This window comes from Streptomyces piniterrae (genome assembly GCF_005048155.1).
GTDB classification, from domain to species: domain Bacteria; phylum Actinomycetota; class Actinomycetes; order Streptomycetales; family Streptomycetaceae; genus Streptomyces; species Streptomyces piniterrae.
This window is the reverse complement of the sequence record NZ_SUMB01000007.1, coordinates 323,553-337,662: the sequence shown is the minus strand read 5'-3', so window position 1 is coordinate 337,662 and position 14,110 is coordinate 323,553. Positions and strand designations below refer to the sequence as shown.

Annotated in this window: 14 protein-coding genes and 1 pseudogene; 8 read left to right on the top strand and 7 right to left on the bottom strand. The window is 73.4% G+C overall.

Annotated features, from left to right (window positions below; genetic code table 11):
* Positions 1–44: 44 nt before the first annotated feature.
* From FCH28_RS21920 to FCH28_RS21900, 5 genes are all read right to left on the bottom strand, one after another.
* Positions 45–1,112: an alkene reductase gene (locus tag FCH28_RS21920; RefSeq protein WP_136741783.1), complete on the bottom strand. Its 1,068-nt coding sequence runs from the start codon at positions 1,110–1,112 to the stop codon at positions 45–47.
* 167 nt (positions 1,113–1,279) lie between these two features.
* Positions 1,280–1,933: a DUF1326 domain-containing protein gene (locus FCH28_RS21915; RefSeq protein WP_136741782.1), complete on the bottom strand. Its 654-nt coding sequence runs from the start codon at positions 1,931–1,933 to the stop codon at positions 1,280–1,282.
* Between the two features lie 143 nt (positions 1,934–2,076).
* Positions 2,077–2,934, bottom strand: coding sequence for a DUF2182 domain-containing protein (locus FCH28_RS21910; protein WP_136741781.1), 858 nt, complete (start codon positions 2,932–2,934; stop codon positions 2,077–2,079).
* A gap of 251 nt (positions 2,935–3,185) precedes the next feature.
* Entirely contained in the window at positions 3,186–4,286 is a 1,101-nt protein-coding gene (locus tag FCH28_RS21905; protein WP_136741780.1) for an aminotransferase class V-fold PLP-dependent enzyme, read from the bottom strand.
* Between the two features lie 113 nt (positions 4,287–4,399).
* Entirely contained in the window at positions 4,400–5,104 is a 705-nt protein-coding gene (locus tag FCH28_RS21900; RefSeq protein WP_136741779.1) for a DsbA family oxidoreductase, read from the bottom strand.
* A 251-nt stretch (positions 5,105–5,355) separates the two neighbouring features.
* On the opposite strand from FCH28_RS21900, the gene FCH28_RS21895 reads away from it, so the two are divergent.
* Positions 5,356–5,679, top strand: a complete 324-nt coding sequence (locus FCH28_RS21895; protein WP_136741778.1) for a DUF2950 domain-containing protein — start codon at positions 5,356–5,358, stop codon at positions 5,677–5,679.
* Positions 5,680–5,689: 10 nt separating this feature from the next.
* The gene (locus tag FCH28_RS21890) at positions 5,690–6,394 is read left to right on the top strand and encodes a class I SAM-dependent methyltransferase (protein WP_136741777.1); all 705 of its coding nucleotides are present in this window, start codon (positions 5,690–5,692) and stop codon (positions 6,392–6,394) included.
* Here FCH28_RS21890 and FCH28_RS21885 read toward each other — a convergent pair.
* Together FCH28_RS21885 and FCH28_RS21880 are read right to left on the bottom strand one after the other, a co-directional pair.
* On the bottom strand, positions 6,391–6,936 hold the full coding sequence (locus tag FCH28_RS21885; RefSeq protein WP_136741776.1) for a GNAT family N-acetyltransferase: 546 nt from the start codon (positions 6,934–6,936) through the stop codon (positions 6,391–6,393). The genes FCH28_RS21890 and FCH28_RS21885 overlap by 4 nt on opposite strands.
* A gap of 7 nt (positions 6,937–6,943) precedes the next feature.
* Positions 6,944–8,491 carry an aldehyde dehydrogenase (NADP(+)) gene (locus FCH28_RS21880; protein ID WP_136741775.1) on the bottom strand — a complete coding sequence of 516 codons (1,548 nt, stop codon included), beginning with the start codon at positions 8,489–8,491 and terminating at the stop codon, positions 6,944–6,946.
* 179 nt (positions 8,492–8,670) lie between these two features.
* Here FCH28_RS21880 and FCH28_RS21875 point away from each other — a divergent pair, with 179 nt between their 5' ends.
* The 6 genes and pseudogenes from FCH28_RS21875 to FCH28_RS21850 form a co-directional block, all read left to right on the top strand.
* Positions 8,671–9,441, top strand: a complete 771-nt coding sequence (locus FCH28_RS21875) for an IclR family transcriptional regulator (RefSeq protein WP_136741774.1) — start codon at positions 8,671–8,673, stop codon at positions 9,439–9,441.
* 290 nt (positions 9,442–9,731) lie between these two features.
* Entirely contained in the window at positions 9,732–10,463 is a 732-nt protein-coding gene (locus tag FCH28_RS21870) for a hypothetical protein (RefSeq protein ID WP_136741773.1), read from the top strand.
* Positions 10,460–11,713 (top strand): sensor histidine kinase, encoded by a 1,254-nt coding sequence (locus FCH28_RS21865; RefSeq protein WP_136741772.1) that lies wholly within the window; start codon positions 10,460–10,462, stop codon positions 11,711–11,713. Before FCH28_RS21870 ends, FCH28_RS21865 begins: the two co-directional genes overlap by 4 nt.
* An 83-nt stretch (positions 11,714–11,796) precedes the next feature.
* Positions 11,797–12,531: a response regulator transcription factor gene (locus FCH28_RS21860; RefSeq protein WP_281289744.1), complete on the top strand. Its 735-nt coding sequence runs from the start codon at positions 11,797–11,799 to the stop codon at positions 12,529–12,531.
* Positions 12,532–12,750: 219 nt separating this feature from the next.
* Positions 12,751–13,326: a hypothetical protein gene (locus FCH28_RS21855; RefSeq protein ID WP_136741771.1), complete on the top strand. Its 576-nt coding sequence runs from the start codon at positions 12,751–12,753 to the stop codon at positions 13,324–13,326.
* Positions 13,327–13,442: 116 nt separating this feature from the next.
* Positions 13,443–14,099: pseudogene (locus FCH28_RS21850) on the top strand (class F sortase); the annotation flags it as partial.
* Between the last annotated feature and the right edge of the window lie 11 nt (positions 14,100–14,110).

Here is a 14,110-nt window from a genome sequence, read left to right as displayed (position 1 = left end):
GGGCGTGGCCCCTGGGCGCCGGGAGGCACGGCCTCTTCTCCCGCTCAGGCGTCCAGCGCCGGATAGTCGATGTACCCGGCGTCGGTGCCCCCGTAGTAGGTGGCGGGGTCGGGTGTGTTGAACGGGCCGCCGGCCGCCAGCCGCGCGGGCAGATCGGGGTTGGCGAGGAACAGCGCGCCGTACGCCAGCAGATCGGCGGCGCCCTCCTCGACCAGCGCGAGCTCGGCCACGCCGGTGGGCCGGCCGTCGGTGACCGGGTTGAGCAGGAAGGTGCCGCCGAACCGCTTGCGCAGCCGGGCCGGCAGATCCGGGTCACGCACATCGCAGGTGTGCAGATAGGCCAGGCCCAGCGGGGCGATGGCCTCGACCAGTGCGGTGTAGGTCGCCTCGGGAGCCGGTTCGGCGATGTCGTTGAAGGTGTTGCCGGGCGATATGCGCAGGCCGGTGCGGTGCGCGCCGATCTCGGCGGCGACGGCCCTGACGACCTCTACGGCGAAGCGGGCGCGGGCCTCGTCGGAGCCGCCCCACTCGTCGGTGCGCAGATTGGCGTTGGGTGCCAGGAACTGATGGACCAGATAGCCGTTGGCGCCGTGGATCTCCACGCCGTCGAAACCCGCCTCGACGGCGTTGCGGGCCGCGGCCGCGAACCCGGCGATGGTCTCGGCTATCTCCTCACCGGTCAGCTCGCGCGGCGTGACGAAGTCCTTCAGGCCCTCGTGGGTGAAGCCCTGACCGGCCGCGGCGACCGCGGAGGGCGCGACCGGCACCAGCCCGTCGGGCAGCAGCACCGGGTGGCCTATCCGGCCGCCGTGCCACAGCTGGGCGAAGATCCTGCCGCCCGCGGCGTGCACGGAGTCGGTGACCTCGCGCCAGCCGGCGGTCTGCTCGGGGGTGTGCAGCCCGGGGGTGAGGGGGTAGCCGCGCCCGACGACGGAGGTCTGGGTGGCCTCGGTGATGATGAGCCCGGCCGAGGCCCGCTGGGTGTAGTAGCGGACCATGGACGGGGTCGGGACGCCCTCGGGGGTGGCGCGGTTCCGGGTCATGGGTGCCATGACGATGCGGTTGGCGAGCGGGGTGCCGGCGAGATCTACGGGGTCGAAAGCGGTGGTCACTGACGGGCCTCTCGGATGGCAACGGGGCGTCAACTCATGTGCCGAGCTGACAGGTTGGCCATTCGATCAACGACCGGCACGGCCCCGGAATTCCCGCCGGACGACCGGAATGCGGAAAGTCCGGGATCGCGAAGGGCTCGGGGCCCGGGATCGGGAGAGCGTGGACGCTATGTCGGTCCGGTCCAGTCGAAGGGGAAGTGTTTGCTGGACCGGCCCTCCCGGCTCCAGTGGAACCCGAACGCGTCCGCCCGGTCGGCCGTCGACCGGCCCCACGTCGCGATCTGACCGGGCCCCATCTCCGCGCCCGGCAGGTTGATCGACTGGACGCGCGCGCCCTCGGGTGTCGTCGGCCCGGTGAGCGCCTCCGCGCGCGCCTCGACCTTGCCGGGGATCCCGGCCCGCCAGGACCCCAGATCGCCGTCGATCTCCACCTCGATGGGGGCGATTTCCATCCCCCGCATCTCGGGGGCGAACATGCCGACCAGCTCGGCGGGCCAGCTGCCGACCTGTCCTCCGAAGATCATCTGCATGGCCTCGCGCTGCGCCTCGTCCGCGCGCTCGTCGAGGAAGACCGCCGCATAGGCGTCGGAGTGCTCGCCCCACACATTGCCGACGAACGACGCCAGCATCAGCACATTGAGGCCGTCCAGCCGCACCTCGCCGTAGTTGCCCTCACGGATGTGCCAGACGAGTACGCCTTCGCAGTCGCCGTAGGTGGGTGGCTGGGCGAACGAACACGGGCAGGGAATGTCGCACTTGCAGGTGTCGAACCAGTCGCCGGCGACGTGCCATGCCGGGACGGTGGTCGCTGCTTCGGTCATCACTGCGCCTCCTCACGCCCGCGCGCCCGGCGGGTCCGGTGGCGGTGGCACGGCGGTGAGGGGGCGGCGGCGGTGCCAGGGGTCCTCTTCCATCATGCACCCGCGGTCCGGCACGCCGAGCGCCCGGACACCGGCTACATCGGCTACATCGGCGGCCCGCCCCTCCCCACCCGGCCCATCTCCATGTGGTCCGGCTCCATCTGGCCCATGTCCGGATGGAGGCCGGGCAGCAGCCAGTCCTGGAACGGTGCGAGGCCGGCCAGGACGAGAAAGGCCAGGCCGACCGCCCAGGAGAGCCACGGCCCCTGCCGCCACAGCTTCTCCAGAAAGATCACCGCGGCCAGCCCGGCCATCGCCGCCACGTTCATCACGCCGAGCGGAACGAGGACGATCATCAGGCCCCAGCAGCAGCCCAGGCAGTAGAGCCCGTGGTGCGCGCCCACCCGCAGGTCACGGGCCCATGGCCGGAATCGCGCGTACCGGAACAGCTGCGACAGGGGGTCGCGGCAGTGCCGCAGACAGACCCGTTTCAGCGGGCTGAGCTGCTGCACTCCCGCGAGCAGGAAGCCCGCGGCCCCGATCCAGCGCCCCGCTTCCGGGTGATCGGCGACCAGCGGGCCGGTCGCCGACAGCACCCCGTACACCAGGGCCCCGAAGGAGGTCCAGACCAGCAGATAGCCCCCGATGAACTCGGCGATCCGGGCCGCCCTGGCGATCCCCCCGGACCGGCGGCCGATCGCGCGCGCCCAGGTGATGGCCACGGGCGCCACCGACGGGAACATCATCGCCACCATCATGACCAGCCACAGCACCAGGAACAGCGGCATCGCCAGCCCCATGGTCCCCGGTTCCATGCCCATGGCGTCGGCCTGGCCGGCGGTGAGCACCCATGCCAGCACCGCGAGCAGCAGCATCACGGTCCACGCCGCCGCCAGCTCACGCCTCGGCAGCAGGTTCGGCGGCCGGGTGGGTACCGGCGCGGCGAGGCGGACGTGCAGCATGCGGTCCTCCTGCCGGTCCGCACAGAAGGCGAGGTCTCGTCGGGAGGGCGCGGGCCCTGCGACGAGCCCTTGAGGGCTCACGGAAACCCCGCAAGGGCTCTTCCAGCAGAGCATGGAAAACAGCGCCACGACACCTGGCACATCCGCCGGTCCGCCGTCAGGGCCACCGGGAGGGGTCCCGGGGCCGGTCCCGGGGCGGGTCCCGGGGCAGGGCCGGAAAGGCGGGTCCGGCCCTGCCCGTCGGACAGGCCCTACGTCCGGAGCAGCCCCAGCAGCCGGTCCACGTCGTCCGTGGAGTTGTAGAGGTGGAAGGCCACCCGCAGCTGCCCGTCCCGCACCGAGACGCGTACGCCCGCCTCGGCCAGCCGGCTCTCCGCGTCGGCGAGTCCGGGGGTGGAGACGATCGCCGAGCCGGGCGACGCGACGGGGGTGTGGCCCAGCTCGGCCAGACCGGCGCGGTAGTGGTCGGCGAGCGCGGTGTTGTGGGCGTGGATGGTGTCGACGCCGATCTCCTCGATGAGCGCGAGGGAGTGCTGGGCGCCGACGTAGGAGTAGTGGGCGTGCGGTTCGTCGAAGCGCCGGGCGGTGGCCGCGTGCTGCTGGATCGGGCCGTAGCAGGACTCGTAGCGGTCCTCGCCGGCCACCCAGCCCGCGTGCAGCGGCGCCGGCCAGGCCCCGGCTCCCCCGTCGGTCCGTTCCGCGCCGGCCCCTTCCGTGCCGCCGAACGCGAGGAAGTTGACGCCGCGCGGGGACACCAGCCACTTGTAGGCCCCGCAGGTGACGTAGTCGAAGTCGGCGCCGTTCAGCGGCAGCCAGCCGGCCGCCTGGGTGGCGTCCAGGAAGGTGCGCGCCCCATGAGTCCGCGCCGCCTCGCGTACCGCCGCCAGGTCGGCGATCCGGCCGTCCCTCGACTGCACGGCGCTGAACGCGACCAGGGCCGTGCCGGGGCGCACCGCCTCGGCGAGGTGTTCCAGGGGCGCGGTGCGCAGCTTGATGCCGGGGCGGTTGGCGAACGGATTGACCAGGGAGCTGAAGTCGCCCTCGGGGACCAGGACTTCGGCGCCCTGCGGGAGCGTGCCGGCGACGAACGCGGAGTGCACCGCGACCGAGCTGCCGATCGCCACCCGGTCCTCGGACAGGCCCAACAGCCGTGCGAAGGAGGCCCGGGAGGCCGCGGCGGGGCCGAAGTAGTCGCGGCCCATGGTGCCGTAGGAGGCGGATTCGTCGAGGGCCGCGCGCAGGGCGGCGGCGGTGCGTACGGGGAGAAGCCCGCTGGCGGCGGAGTTCAGATACGTCGTCTCGGGCGCGAATTCAGCCCCACCGAGTGGTTTGCGTAGGTCACGTCGCTGCATGCCCCCACTGTGCTCGGCGAACTGCGCCCCGTCTATTGGCATTTTCCTTCGCCGGCCCGCAAGAGGTCCTTATCCGCGCTGGTCGGAGGGGGTATGGACGGTCCGGCGCCGGTTCAATTCCCCGGCACGGCGCAGCCGTCGTCCGTGCACACCCCGGCGTCTTCGGCCGGCAATACCCGAACGGCGTCGTCCGCGTGGGCCCGCTCCAGCGCCTGCCGGAATACGTCCGCCGGCTGGCCGCCGGAGATGCCGTACCGCCGGTCGACAACGAAGAACGGGACTCCGGTGGCACCCAGTTCCGCCGCCTCGCGCTCGTCGGCGCGCACCTCCGCCGCGTACGCGCCGGGATCGGCCAGCACCCGCCCGACCTCATCGGCCGGCACCCCGGCGCCTATGGCTGTTTCGCGCAGCATTTCCGGATCCCCGAGATTCCTCGCCTCGGCGAAATTGGCGCGGTAAAAGGCGTCGAGGAGCGCGTCCTGGACCCCGTGCTCCTTTGCGAGATGCAGCAGCCGATGCAGGTCAAAGGTATTCCCGTGAACCCGGTCGGAGCGGTACGCCAGCCCTTCCCCGGCCGCCGCCTCGGCAACTCGGGCCTCCATCTGCTCGGCCTGCGCACGGCTCACACCGTATTTGCGCGCCAGCATGTCGATCACCGGCACGTCCGTGGCCGCCGGCGCCTTCGGATCAAGCTCGAAGGACCGATGCACCACCTCGACCTCGTCCCGGTGGGCGAACCCGGCAAGCCCGGCTTCGAAGCGGGCCTTGCCGATGTAGCACCAGGGGCAGGCGATGTCGGACCAGATTTCGACGCGCATGGATGACCGACCTTCTCGGGACCTCGGAGCGAATTACCCCTGGGCAACCTCCGGGGACCGCGCGCTATTCCCCGGCCGCCGGAGAGCGTTCCGCCAGCGCCGTGGCCAGGCACGGGCGGGAGGGTACGGGGGTCCGGCAGCGGCCGTCGCGGCGCGCTCGACACGCCGCTGTTCCGTGGCCCCGGCCCGCCGGGAAAATATGCTGCCGAATCCCCCACATCAAAGGGCCGCGACATTATAAGGAGAGTGCCGTGAGCATTCCCGCCGAGAGTCTGAGCCATCCCGCCGTACGCGCCTTCGTCACCGCTCTCAATGCCAATGACCGCGCCGCTTTCCGGGAGGCGTTGGGCCCCTCGGCGGCGATGTCGGATGACGGCAGCGACCGTGATATCGGCCAGTGGACCGAGAAGGAGGTCTTCTCCGCGCACGGCCATATGGATGTGCAGTCGGAGTCGGCCGACGGGCTTTCGCTGGTGGCCACCTTCCACAATGAGACCTGGGGAGAAATGCGCACCCGCTGGCAATTCACCGTCCAGGAAGGCAAGGTGCTCCGCTTCGATACGGGCCAGGCATGACGAAGCGGGCATGAGATCGTCACGGGATTTTCTCCGGTTCTGGGAGACGACCGGGTCCGCCAAGACCTTTACCCATCCGCTCGACCCGGAATTGCTGGATGCCTATGTGCCGCGTGGCGCCCGGGTGCTGGACTACGGGTGCGGGTACGGGCGGTTGACGGCCGAGCTGGTGGAACTCGGGTATGGCGCGGTGCGCGGGGTGGATGTCTCGGCGGCGCTGATCGATCGGGGGCGGCGGGAGCACCCCGGGCTGGATCTGATGCGCTGCGCGGAGTTTCCGTTGCCTTTCGAGGACGCGGCGTTCGATGCGGCGCTGCTGTTCGTGGTGCTGACCTGCGTTCCCGAGGACGCGGCGCAGTCGGCGATCGTCGCGGAGCTGGGACGGCTGGTGCGGCCGGGCGGGGTGCTGTATCTGAGCGATGTGCCGTTGCAGGACGACACGTACCACCGGGAGCTGTACGGGCGGTTCGTGGCACGGCACGGCACGTACGGGGTCTTCGAGACGGCCGACGGCGGGGTGTTCCGGCATCACGCGCCGGAGCGGCTGCGCGGGCTGGTGCGCACGGCGGGGTTCTCGGTGGTGCGGGAGCGGACGGGCTCGGTCACGACGCCGGACGGGCGGACCGCCGAGCGGCTGCAGATCATCGCCCGGCGGGAGGGGTCGGACCCGGCGGACGACGGGCCTACTCGGACAGGCCCCTCGGACAGGCCCTAGCCCAGGGGCAGCACCAGGGTGAGGTGGCTGGCGTCGGGGGCGGGCCCGCGGTCGGGGTCGGGCCGCCAGCCGAGGCAGGTGTAGAAGGCGCGGGCGCGGTGGTTGTGCCAGAGCACTTCGAGGACGGCCCGGGAGTGACCGGCGGCGCGCCAGGCGTGCAGGCAGACGGTGTGCAGGGCGCGGCCGACGCCGGTGCCCCAGTGGCCGGGGTCCACCTGGAGTTGGTGGAGTGTGACGGGGCCCGGGGCGGCGGGCGGGGCGCCGGCCGGTCGGGCGCGGTGGCGGCGGTGAGGACGATAGGACGCCGCGCCGACCACCGTGCCGTCGCGTTCGGCGCAGAGGCTGCGGGTGTCCTCCCCGGCCAGGGTGCGTTCCCAGGCCGCGCGTCGGCGGGCATGTTCCGCCGGGGCGTCGAAGGGGGCGTCCGGGACCCGGGCCCGGGCGTAGGCGGCGCGGGCACGGGTGTGCAGGGCGGCGATCGCCTCCAGGTCGGCCGGGGTGGCAGCGCGGACCTGGAGGCCGGGGCGGGTGTCGGTGCGCACGGTGCCGCTATGCGCCCTCGGCGCGGCCGTCGACGCGGCGGGGCAGGCCGAGCGGGTTGTCCTCGCGGAGCTCGGGCGGGAGCAGCGCGGGCGGGGTGTCCTGGTAGGCGACCGGGCGCAGCCAGCGTTCGACGGCGGTGCCACCGACGGAGGTGGACGTGGAGGTGGTGGCCGGGTAGGGGCCGCCGTGGTGCTGGGCGGGGGCGACCGCGACGCCGGTCGGCCAGCCGTTGACGACGACGCGTCCGGCGAGCGGGGTGAGGCCGGCGAGCAGCGCCGCGCCGCGTCCCGTGCCGTCGCTGCCCGCGCCCTCCGCCTCGCCGAGCTGGAGGGTGGCGGTGAGGTTGCCGGGGAGCCGGGCGAGTACGGCGGCGATCTCGGCGTCGTCGGTGTAGCGGGCGAGGACGGTGACCGGGCCGAAGCACTCCTCCAGGAGGAGGTCGTGCGGCCCTTCGGTGGTGAGGCGGGCGGCGGGGACGGTGAGGAAGCCCGCGCTGACGGTGTGTTCGCCGCCGGCGCCGGGGGTCACCGGCGCCTGGACGTCGGGGAGTTCGGCGCGGGTCCGGACGCCGTCGACGAACGCGTCCCGCATCCGGTGGTCGAGCAGGACGCCCGGCTCGGTGTTGCTGACGGCGGCGGTGAGGGCGGTCAGCAGCCGGTCGCCGGCCGCGCCCTCCGGGGCCAGGACGAGTCCCGGCTTGACGCAGAACTGGCCGACGCCGAGCGTCATCGAGGCGGCGAGGCCGGCGCCGAGCTGCTCGGCGCGTTCGCCGGCCGCGGCCTCGGTCACCACGACGGGGTTGAGGCTGCCCAGTTCGCCGTGGAAGGGAATGGGGTGCGGGCGGGCCGCGGCCGCGTCGTACAGGGCGCGGCCGCCGCGCACCGAGCCGGTGAAGCCGGCGGCGGTGATCAGCGGGTGGCGCACCAGGTCGACGCCGGCCTGGAGTCCGTGCACCAGGCCCAGTACGCCCTCGGGCAGACCGGTGTCGGTGGCGGCGCGGCGCAGCAGCGCGGCGCAGAGTTCGGAGGTGGCGGGGTGGTCGGGATGCGCCTTGACGACGACCGGGCAGCCGGCCGCGAGGGCGCTGGCGGTGTCGCCGCCGGGCACGGAGAAGGCGAGCGGGAAGTTGCTGGCGGCGTACACGGCCACCGGGCCGAGCGGGATCTTGTAGCGGCGCAGGTCGGGGCGGGGCGGGGCGAGGCCGGGGTCGGCGTGGTCGATGCGTACGTCGAGGAAGGCGCCGTCGGCCGCGAGGTCCGCGAAGGCACGCAACTGGTAGGTGGTCCGGGCCAGTTCGCCGGTGAGCCGGCCGGGGCCGAGCGCGGTCTCGGCGTCGGCGGCCTCGATGACCGCCTCGCCCGCCTCGTCGAGCAGGTCGGCGGCGCGGCGCAGGAAGGCGGTGCGGACGGCGCGGTCGGCGAGCGGGGCACGGGCGGCGTGCGCCGCGCGGACGGCCGTGTCCACCTCGGCGGCTGTGGCCTCCACCGCAACCTGTTCCCGTGGCTTCCCGGTTCGGGGGTCGACACTCCAGACTGGTGCTGCCGCTGTTGCCACCGTGCATTCCTCCCGGGCGATACCTGCCGAGTCGTTCCCTCACGATCCGGGTCGTCGCGGGACGATCGGAAACCATGCGGGTCTTGCCGCCCACCGGACCCCGTTCGATATGCTGAACGATGTCCCAGATCATGAACAACTGGGACTCTATGGGTGTCCGAACAGAGGGGTCAAGGGCGATGTCAGCTGCCGATACCGGTGGATCGCAGGTCAAATCCGCGGTGCGGACGGTGGAGTTGCTGGAGTACTTCGCGGGCCGCCCCGGCATGCACAGCCTCGCCTCCGTCCAGGAGGCCGTCGGATACCCCAAGTCCAGCCTCTACATGCTGCTGCGCACCCTCGTCGACCTGGGCTGGGTCGAGACGGACGCCACCGGCACCCGCTACGGCATCGGCGTCCGCGCGCTGCTGGTCGGCACGTCGTACATCGACGGCGACGAGGTGGTGGCCGCCGCCCGGCCGACGCTGGACCGGCTCTCGGACGACACCACCGAGACCATCCACCTCGCCCGGCTGGACGGCGTCAACGTGGTCTATCTCGCCACCCGCCAGTCGCAGCACTATCTGCGGCCCTTCACCCGCGTCGGCCGCCGGCTGCCCGCGCACTCCACGTCGCTGGGCAAGGCGCTGCTCGCCACCTACACCGACGACCAGGTCCGCGCGATGCTGCCGCCGACCCTCTCGGCGCTGACCGAGCACACCATCACCGACCGGGAGCGGCTGATCGAGGAGCTGCACACGGTGCGCGAGCAGGGCTTCGCGGTGGACCGCGAGGAGAACACGCTGGGTCTGCGCTGCTTCGGCGTGGCGATCCCGTACCGGACCCCGGCGCGGGACGCGATCAGCTGCTCGGTGCCGGTGGCCCGGCTGACCCCTGCCCATGAGCAGATGATCAAGGACGCGCTGTTCGACGCGCGGGACCGGCTGACGCTGGCCACCCGGCGGCTCTGAGCACTCTCCGGCACGGCGACACCCCGGCTGTCGGGGCCCATTCCGCCCTGCGCCTCCCCCGCGCGGGGGAGGCGGATCGTCATCGGGGGTGAGGCGGCCGGGTCATGACCGCGGAAGTCTGGTGGCATGACCCAGCGCACCCGATCCGCCCGGCGCACCCGCTCCTACGGCGACTCGCTGCGGGCGCTGAACGGGCTGACCCTGCTGATGGACGCGGCGGTCGTGGTGCTGGCGTTCCTGCTGACCCGGCCCTGGGGGCGGCGGGTGCCGGCCTGGGTGCTGGTGCTGCCATGTGGTTCGCGAGCGGTCTGCTCGCGCCCGTCGTCGCGGTCTTCCCCGTCCAGACGCCGGCTTCGCTGCCGGGCGGCGGCTCCCACGGGGGTGGGGCCGTCACCGGCGGCGACGGAGGGTTCGGCGGCAGCCCGGACGAGCTGCTCGACCCGTGGGTGTGGGGCGTCGTGTACACCGGCTTCATCGTGCAGGCGCTGGCCCTGGGCGCGTTGTTCGTGCGGTACGCGAGGGAGCGCCGGGGCCATCTTCGGCGGGGCCGCGTCGGCACGCTGCCGGACAGCCCCACCGGGGCCGCGCGCCGGCAGTCCGCGGCCGCGGTGGTCGTACTGGCGGTGCTGCCCGCCGTGACGCATCTGCTGTGGGCGGCCGGCGGCACGGCCGGCCCGAACCCCGCGCGGTCCGCGACGCAGGACCTGAACTCCCGTCTGAACGACACCGGTTACGTCCTGTTCGCGGCGCTCGCGGCGGCCGGTGCCCTGATGCTCGGCTACGGACGCGGCCGCCGGGTCCCGCTGCTGCTGCCGCTGGCCGCCGCCTGGACCGGCTCGGCCGCGCTGGCCTGCTGGGGCGGCTGGATGATGCTGACCGGCATCACGGCTGACGCGGGCGGTCCGATGCCGCCCTCCCCCCTGTTGAGCGTGACTTACGCTGTGCAGATGATCGTGGGGATGCTCGTGGCCGTCGCCGGGGCGCACTTCTTCGCCGAGCGCGAGGCCGCACGGTGCGGATGAGGGCGGGCCTCTTCGGCCGGCGCTGGGCCCATCTCGTCATGGGCGGCGCGCTGTTGATGCCGTACTTCCTGGCGGCGGCGGTCGTCGTGTCCTTGGTCATGGACGGCGCCGACCCGTATCGCGACCCCGCGACCCAGTTCATCGCGTTCGGTGCCGCCCTGCCGCCCTCCGGACTGGCCGCGCTGCTCTTCCCGCCCGCGCGGTCGATGGGGGCGGGCGCCGTCCGGTCGTTGTGCGGTGTACCGGGAGAGCTGCTGGCCGACGAGCCGGGGTATGCGTGGGCGGCCCGGTGGCGCACCGGTTTGTGGTTCATGGCGCACAGCGCGGCCGGCGCGATCGTGAGCGGGATGTCGCTGGCCGCGCCGCCGGCCGCGATAGCGCTGATGGCACTGCCGTTCTCGGGGGCGCTGCAGCGCGGCTGGCCGGCGTGGCAGCGGGCCGCTCCCGGCGCACTCGGCCCGATCGCCGGGCTGGCGCTCATGGCTCTGGTGGTCGGCACGGCCTGGGGGGCAGGGAAACTGCTGGCCCGTCTGGCGCCGGTGCTGCTGGGCCCGACGCCCGCCGACCGGCTGGCCGCGGCCGAGCGCCGGGCCGCCGATCTGGCCTCCCGCAACCGGCTCGCCCGGGAGCTGCACGACTCCGTGGGGCACGCGCTCAGCGCCGTCACCCTGCAGGCGAGCGCGGCCCGCCGGGTCCTGGACGCGGACCCGGAGTTCGCCCGCCAGGCGCTGGCCGCCATCGAGGAGACCACCCGCGAGGCGGTCGCGGAACTGGACACCGTGCTGGGGCTGTTGCGCGAGGAGGACGGCGCCAATCCGACCGCGCCGGCGCGCACGCTGGACGGCCTGGACGCCCTGCTGGACCGTACCCGCGCGGCGGGTCTGCGCATCGAGGCGACGATCGAGGGGAGCTCCGCCGGGCTGCCGCCGGTCGTCTCGCGGGAGGCGTACCGGATCGTGCAGGAGGGGCTCAGCAATGCGCTGCGGCATGCCGGGACGACGGTGCGGGTGAAGCTGCAACTTCACATAGTGGAGCGGGAGTTGACGCTGGAGATGGAGAACCCGTTGACGGCGGGGCAGACCGTGGCCGACACCGCGGACGCCGCCGCCCCGGCGGCCCGTACCGGCGGCGGCCGCGGGCTGCGCGGCATCGGCGAGCGCGCCCGGCTGCTGGGCGGCGATGCGACGGCCGTGGCGCAGGACGGCGTCTGGCGGCTGACCGCCCGGCTGCCGCTGGGGGCGACGCGGTGAGCGGGGATCCGCCGACCGGGCGGACAGCGGCACACGACGAGAGAGCGAACGGACGACAGGGTGACAGGGTGGGCGAGCAGGGCATGAGCACGAGGCACGGCGACGGCGACAGCACGGACGCGACGGGCGCACCGGCGCCTCCCGAGGCCGGCGCCGACCGCCCGCTGCGTATCGTCCTGGCCGACGACGAGCGGATGGTGCGTACGGCGCTGCGCGCGATCCTCGGCGCCGAGGCCGACATGGAGGTGGTCGGCGAGGCCGCGTCCGGCGCTGAGGCGGTGCCGCTGATCCGTGAACTGCGCCCGGACATCGTGCTGATGGACGTCCGGATGCCGGAGATCGACGGTATCCGCGCGACCGAGCAGGTGCTCGCCGGGATGTCCGAGCCGCCCCGCATCATCGTGGTGACGACGTTCGAGAACGACGCCTATGTCTATGACGCGCTGCGGGCCGGGGCCAGCGGGTTTCTGCTCAAGCGGTCCGGCGCGGAGGAGCTGGTCCAGGCGGTGCGGCTGGTGGCGCGCTGCGAGTCGCTGCTGTTCCCGGCGGCGGTCCGCGCGCTGGCCGCCCGGCATGCCGGGGAGCGGGCGGCGGACGACGCGGCGCGGGCGCTGCGGGCCCGGCTGTCGGAGCGGGAGCGGGCCGTGCTGCGGCTGATGACGGCGGGGCTGACCAACGCCGAGATCGCGGGCCGGCTGGGGGTCGGCCCCGCCACGGTGAAGACCCATGTCGCGGGGGTGCTGGCCAAGCTGGGGGTACGAGACCGGACCCAGGCGGTGATCGCCGCGTACGAGTGCGGATTCGTCCGACCGGGCTAGGCGGCGCGGTACGCCGAAGGAGCCGGGAAATCCCCACCCGACCTGCGCTTTTCTTGACGATCTCGGGCGGCGCACGGTCCGTCAGGGCGAGTTCTGACATCGCGTCAGCAGGCTCGGTGGGCGCCGGGCCGCTTACCTCGGAATCAGGAAGCGTGGAACTCCGTCGACTTCTCGGGGCACAGCGGTGTGTCCGGTCCGCGCTTCGTGGAGGTCGTCGCCATGCGTTCCAGTCGAGTTCTCACCGGTGCCGCGCTGTCCGTCGCCGCGCTCGGGCTGTCCACCACCGCGGCGTTCGCCGGCGACTTCGGCACCATCGAGGTCTCCCCCGGCACGGCCAGGGCGGGCAGCACGGTCAGTCTGACCAGCAGCGCCTGCCGACACGGCACGGCCAGGGTCGACGCCAGCTCGCTGGGGGCCGGCACCGTCCGGCTCGCCGCCAAGGGCCGGGCACACTCCGGGAACGTACAGGGCTCGCTGCGGATTCCGTACGGCACCCGGCCCGGTAACTACGGCATCGGCGGCGCGTGTTCCCACGGCAAGGACATCACCGGCACCATCGGCGTCGTCAAGGCCGGCATCCACGGCGGCGCCAGAGGCGCGGCCATGGGCGGCGGCGGCCCGGCGGCCACGGCGAGCAGCAGCGCCACACCGGCTCCCAAGGGCAAGGCGAAGACCGGTGTGGGCACCGAGAGCTCCAGCGGCACCGAGCTCGCCGCGGGCGCGGCCATGCTGATGGCGGCGGTGGCCGGTGGCATCTGGGTGATGCGCCACCGTCGCGAGGGGGGCCGCCCCTGAGGAGACCGGCCACGTCCGGTCCGCCGTGAGCGTCCACGGGCCCGGTCTCCCGGCCATGCCGCACCCGGGAGGCCGGGCCGCGGACCGATCCCCGCTTCCCGGGAGGAGTGCGCACGATGGGAAACCGCAGCCGCGACCGCGGGGAGAGCAGTGTCATAGCCGGCGTCACGGCGCTCGCGCTGGTCACCGGGCTCTGGCTGATCGTCCACGGGACCGAGACCCGCACTCCGCCGCAGCCGTCCGCCGCCCAGGGGTTCGGTGCGGGCCCGGCGGTCGCCCGGCCGGCGGTGCCCCAGGTGCCGGCCATCCCGCCGCTGCCCGCCTCGGATCCGGTACGTGTCACCGTGCCGTCAGCGGAGATCGACGCACCCCTGATGGGGCTGGGCCTGGCCGCGGACGGCAGCCTCGACGTACCGCCGGACGCGACCAGGAACCTGGCCGGCTGGTACAAGGACGGCACGGCCCCCGGGGCCCGCGGCACCGCTCTGGTGGCCGGGCACGTCGACAGCCACGCCGGGCCCGCCGTCTTCTACAACCTCGGCTCCCTGCGGAAGAACGTCCCCGTCGAGATCCTCCGCAAGGACGGCCGTACGGCGGTCTTCACCGTCGACGCGGTCGAGGTCTACGAGGGCGACAACTTCCCGGACGACAAGGTCTACGGGCAGGCCGACCGGCCCGAACTCCGCCTGATCACCTGCGGCGGCGGCTACGACACGGACAAGCAGGAATACCTCGGCAATGTCGTGGTCTTCGCGCATCTCACCGGCACCAGGGGCGCGGCCGC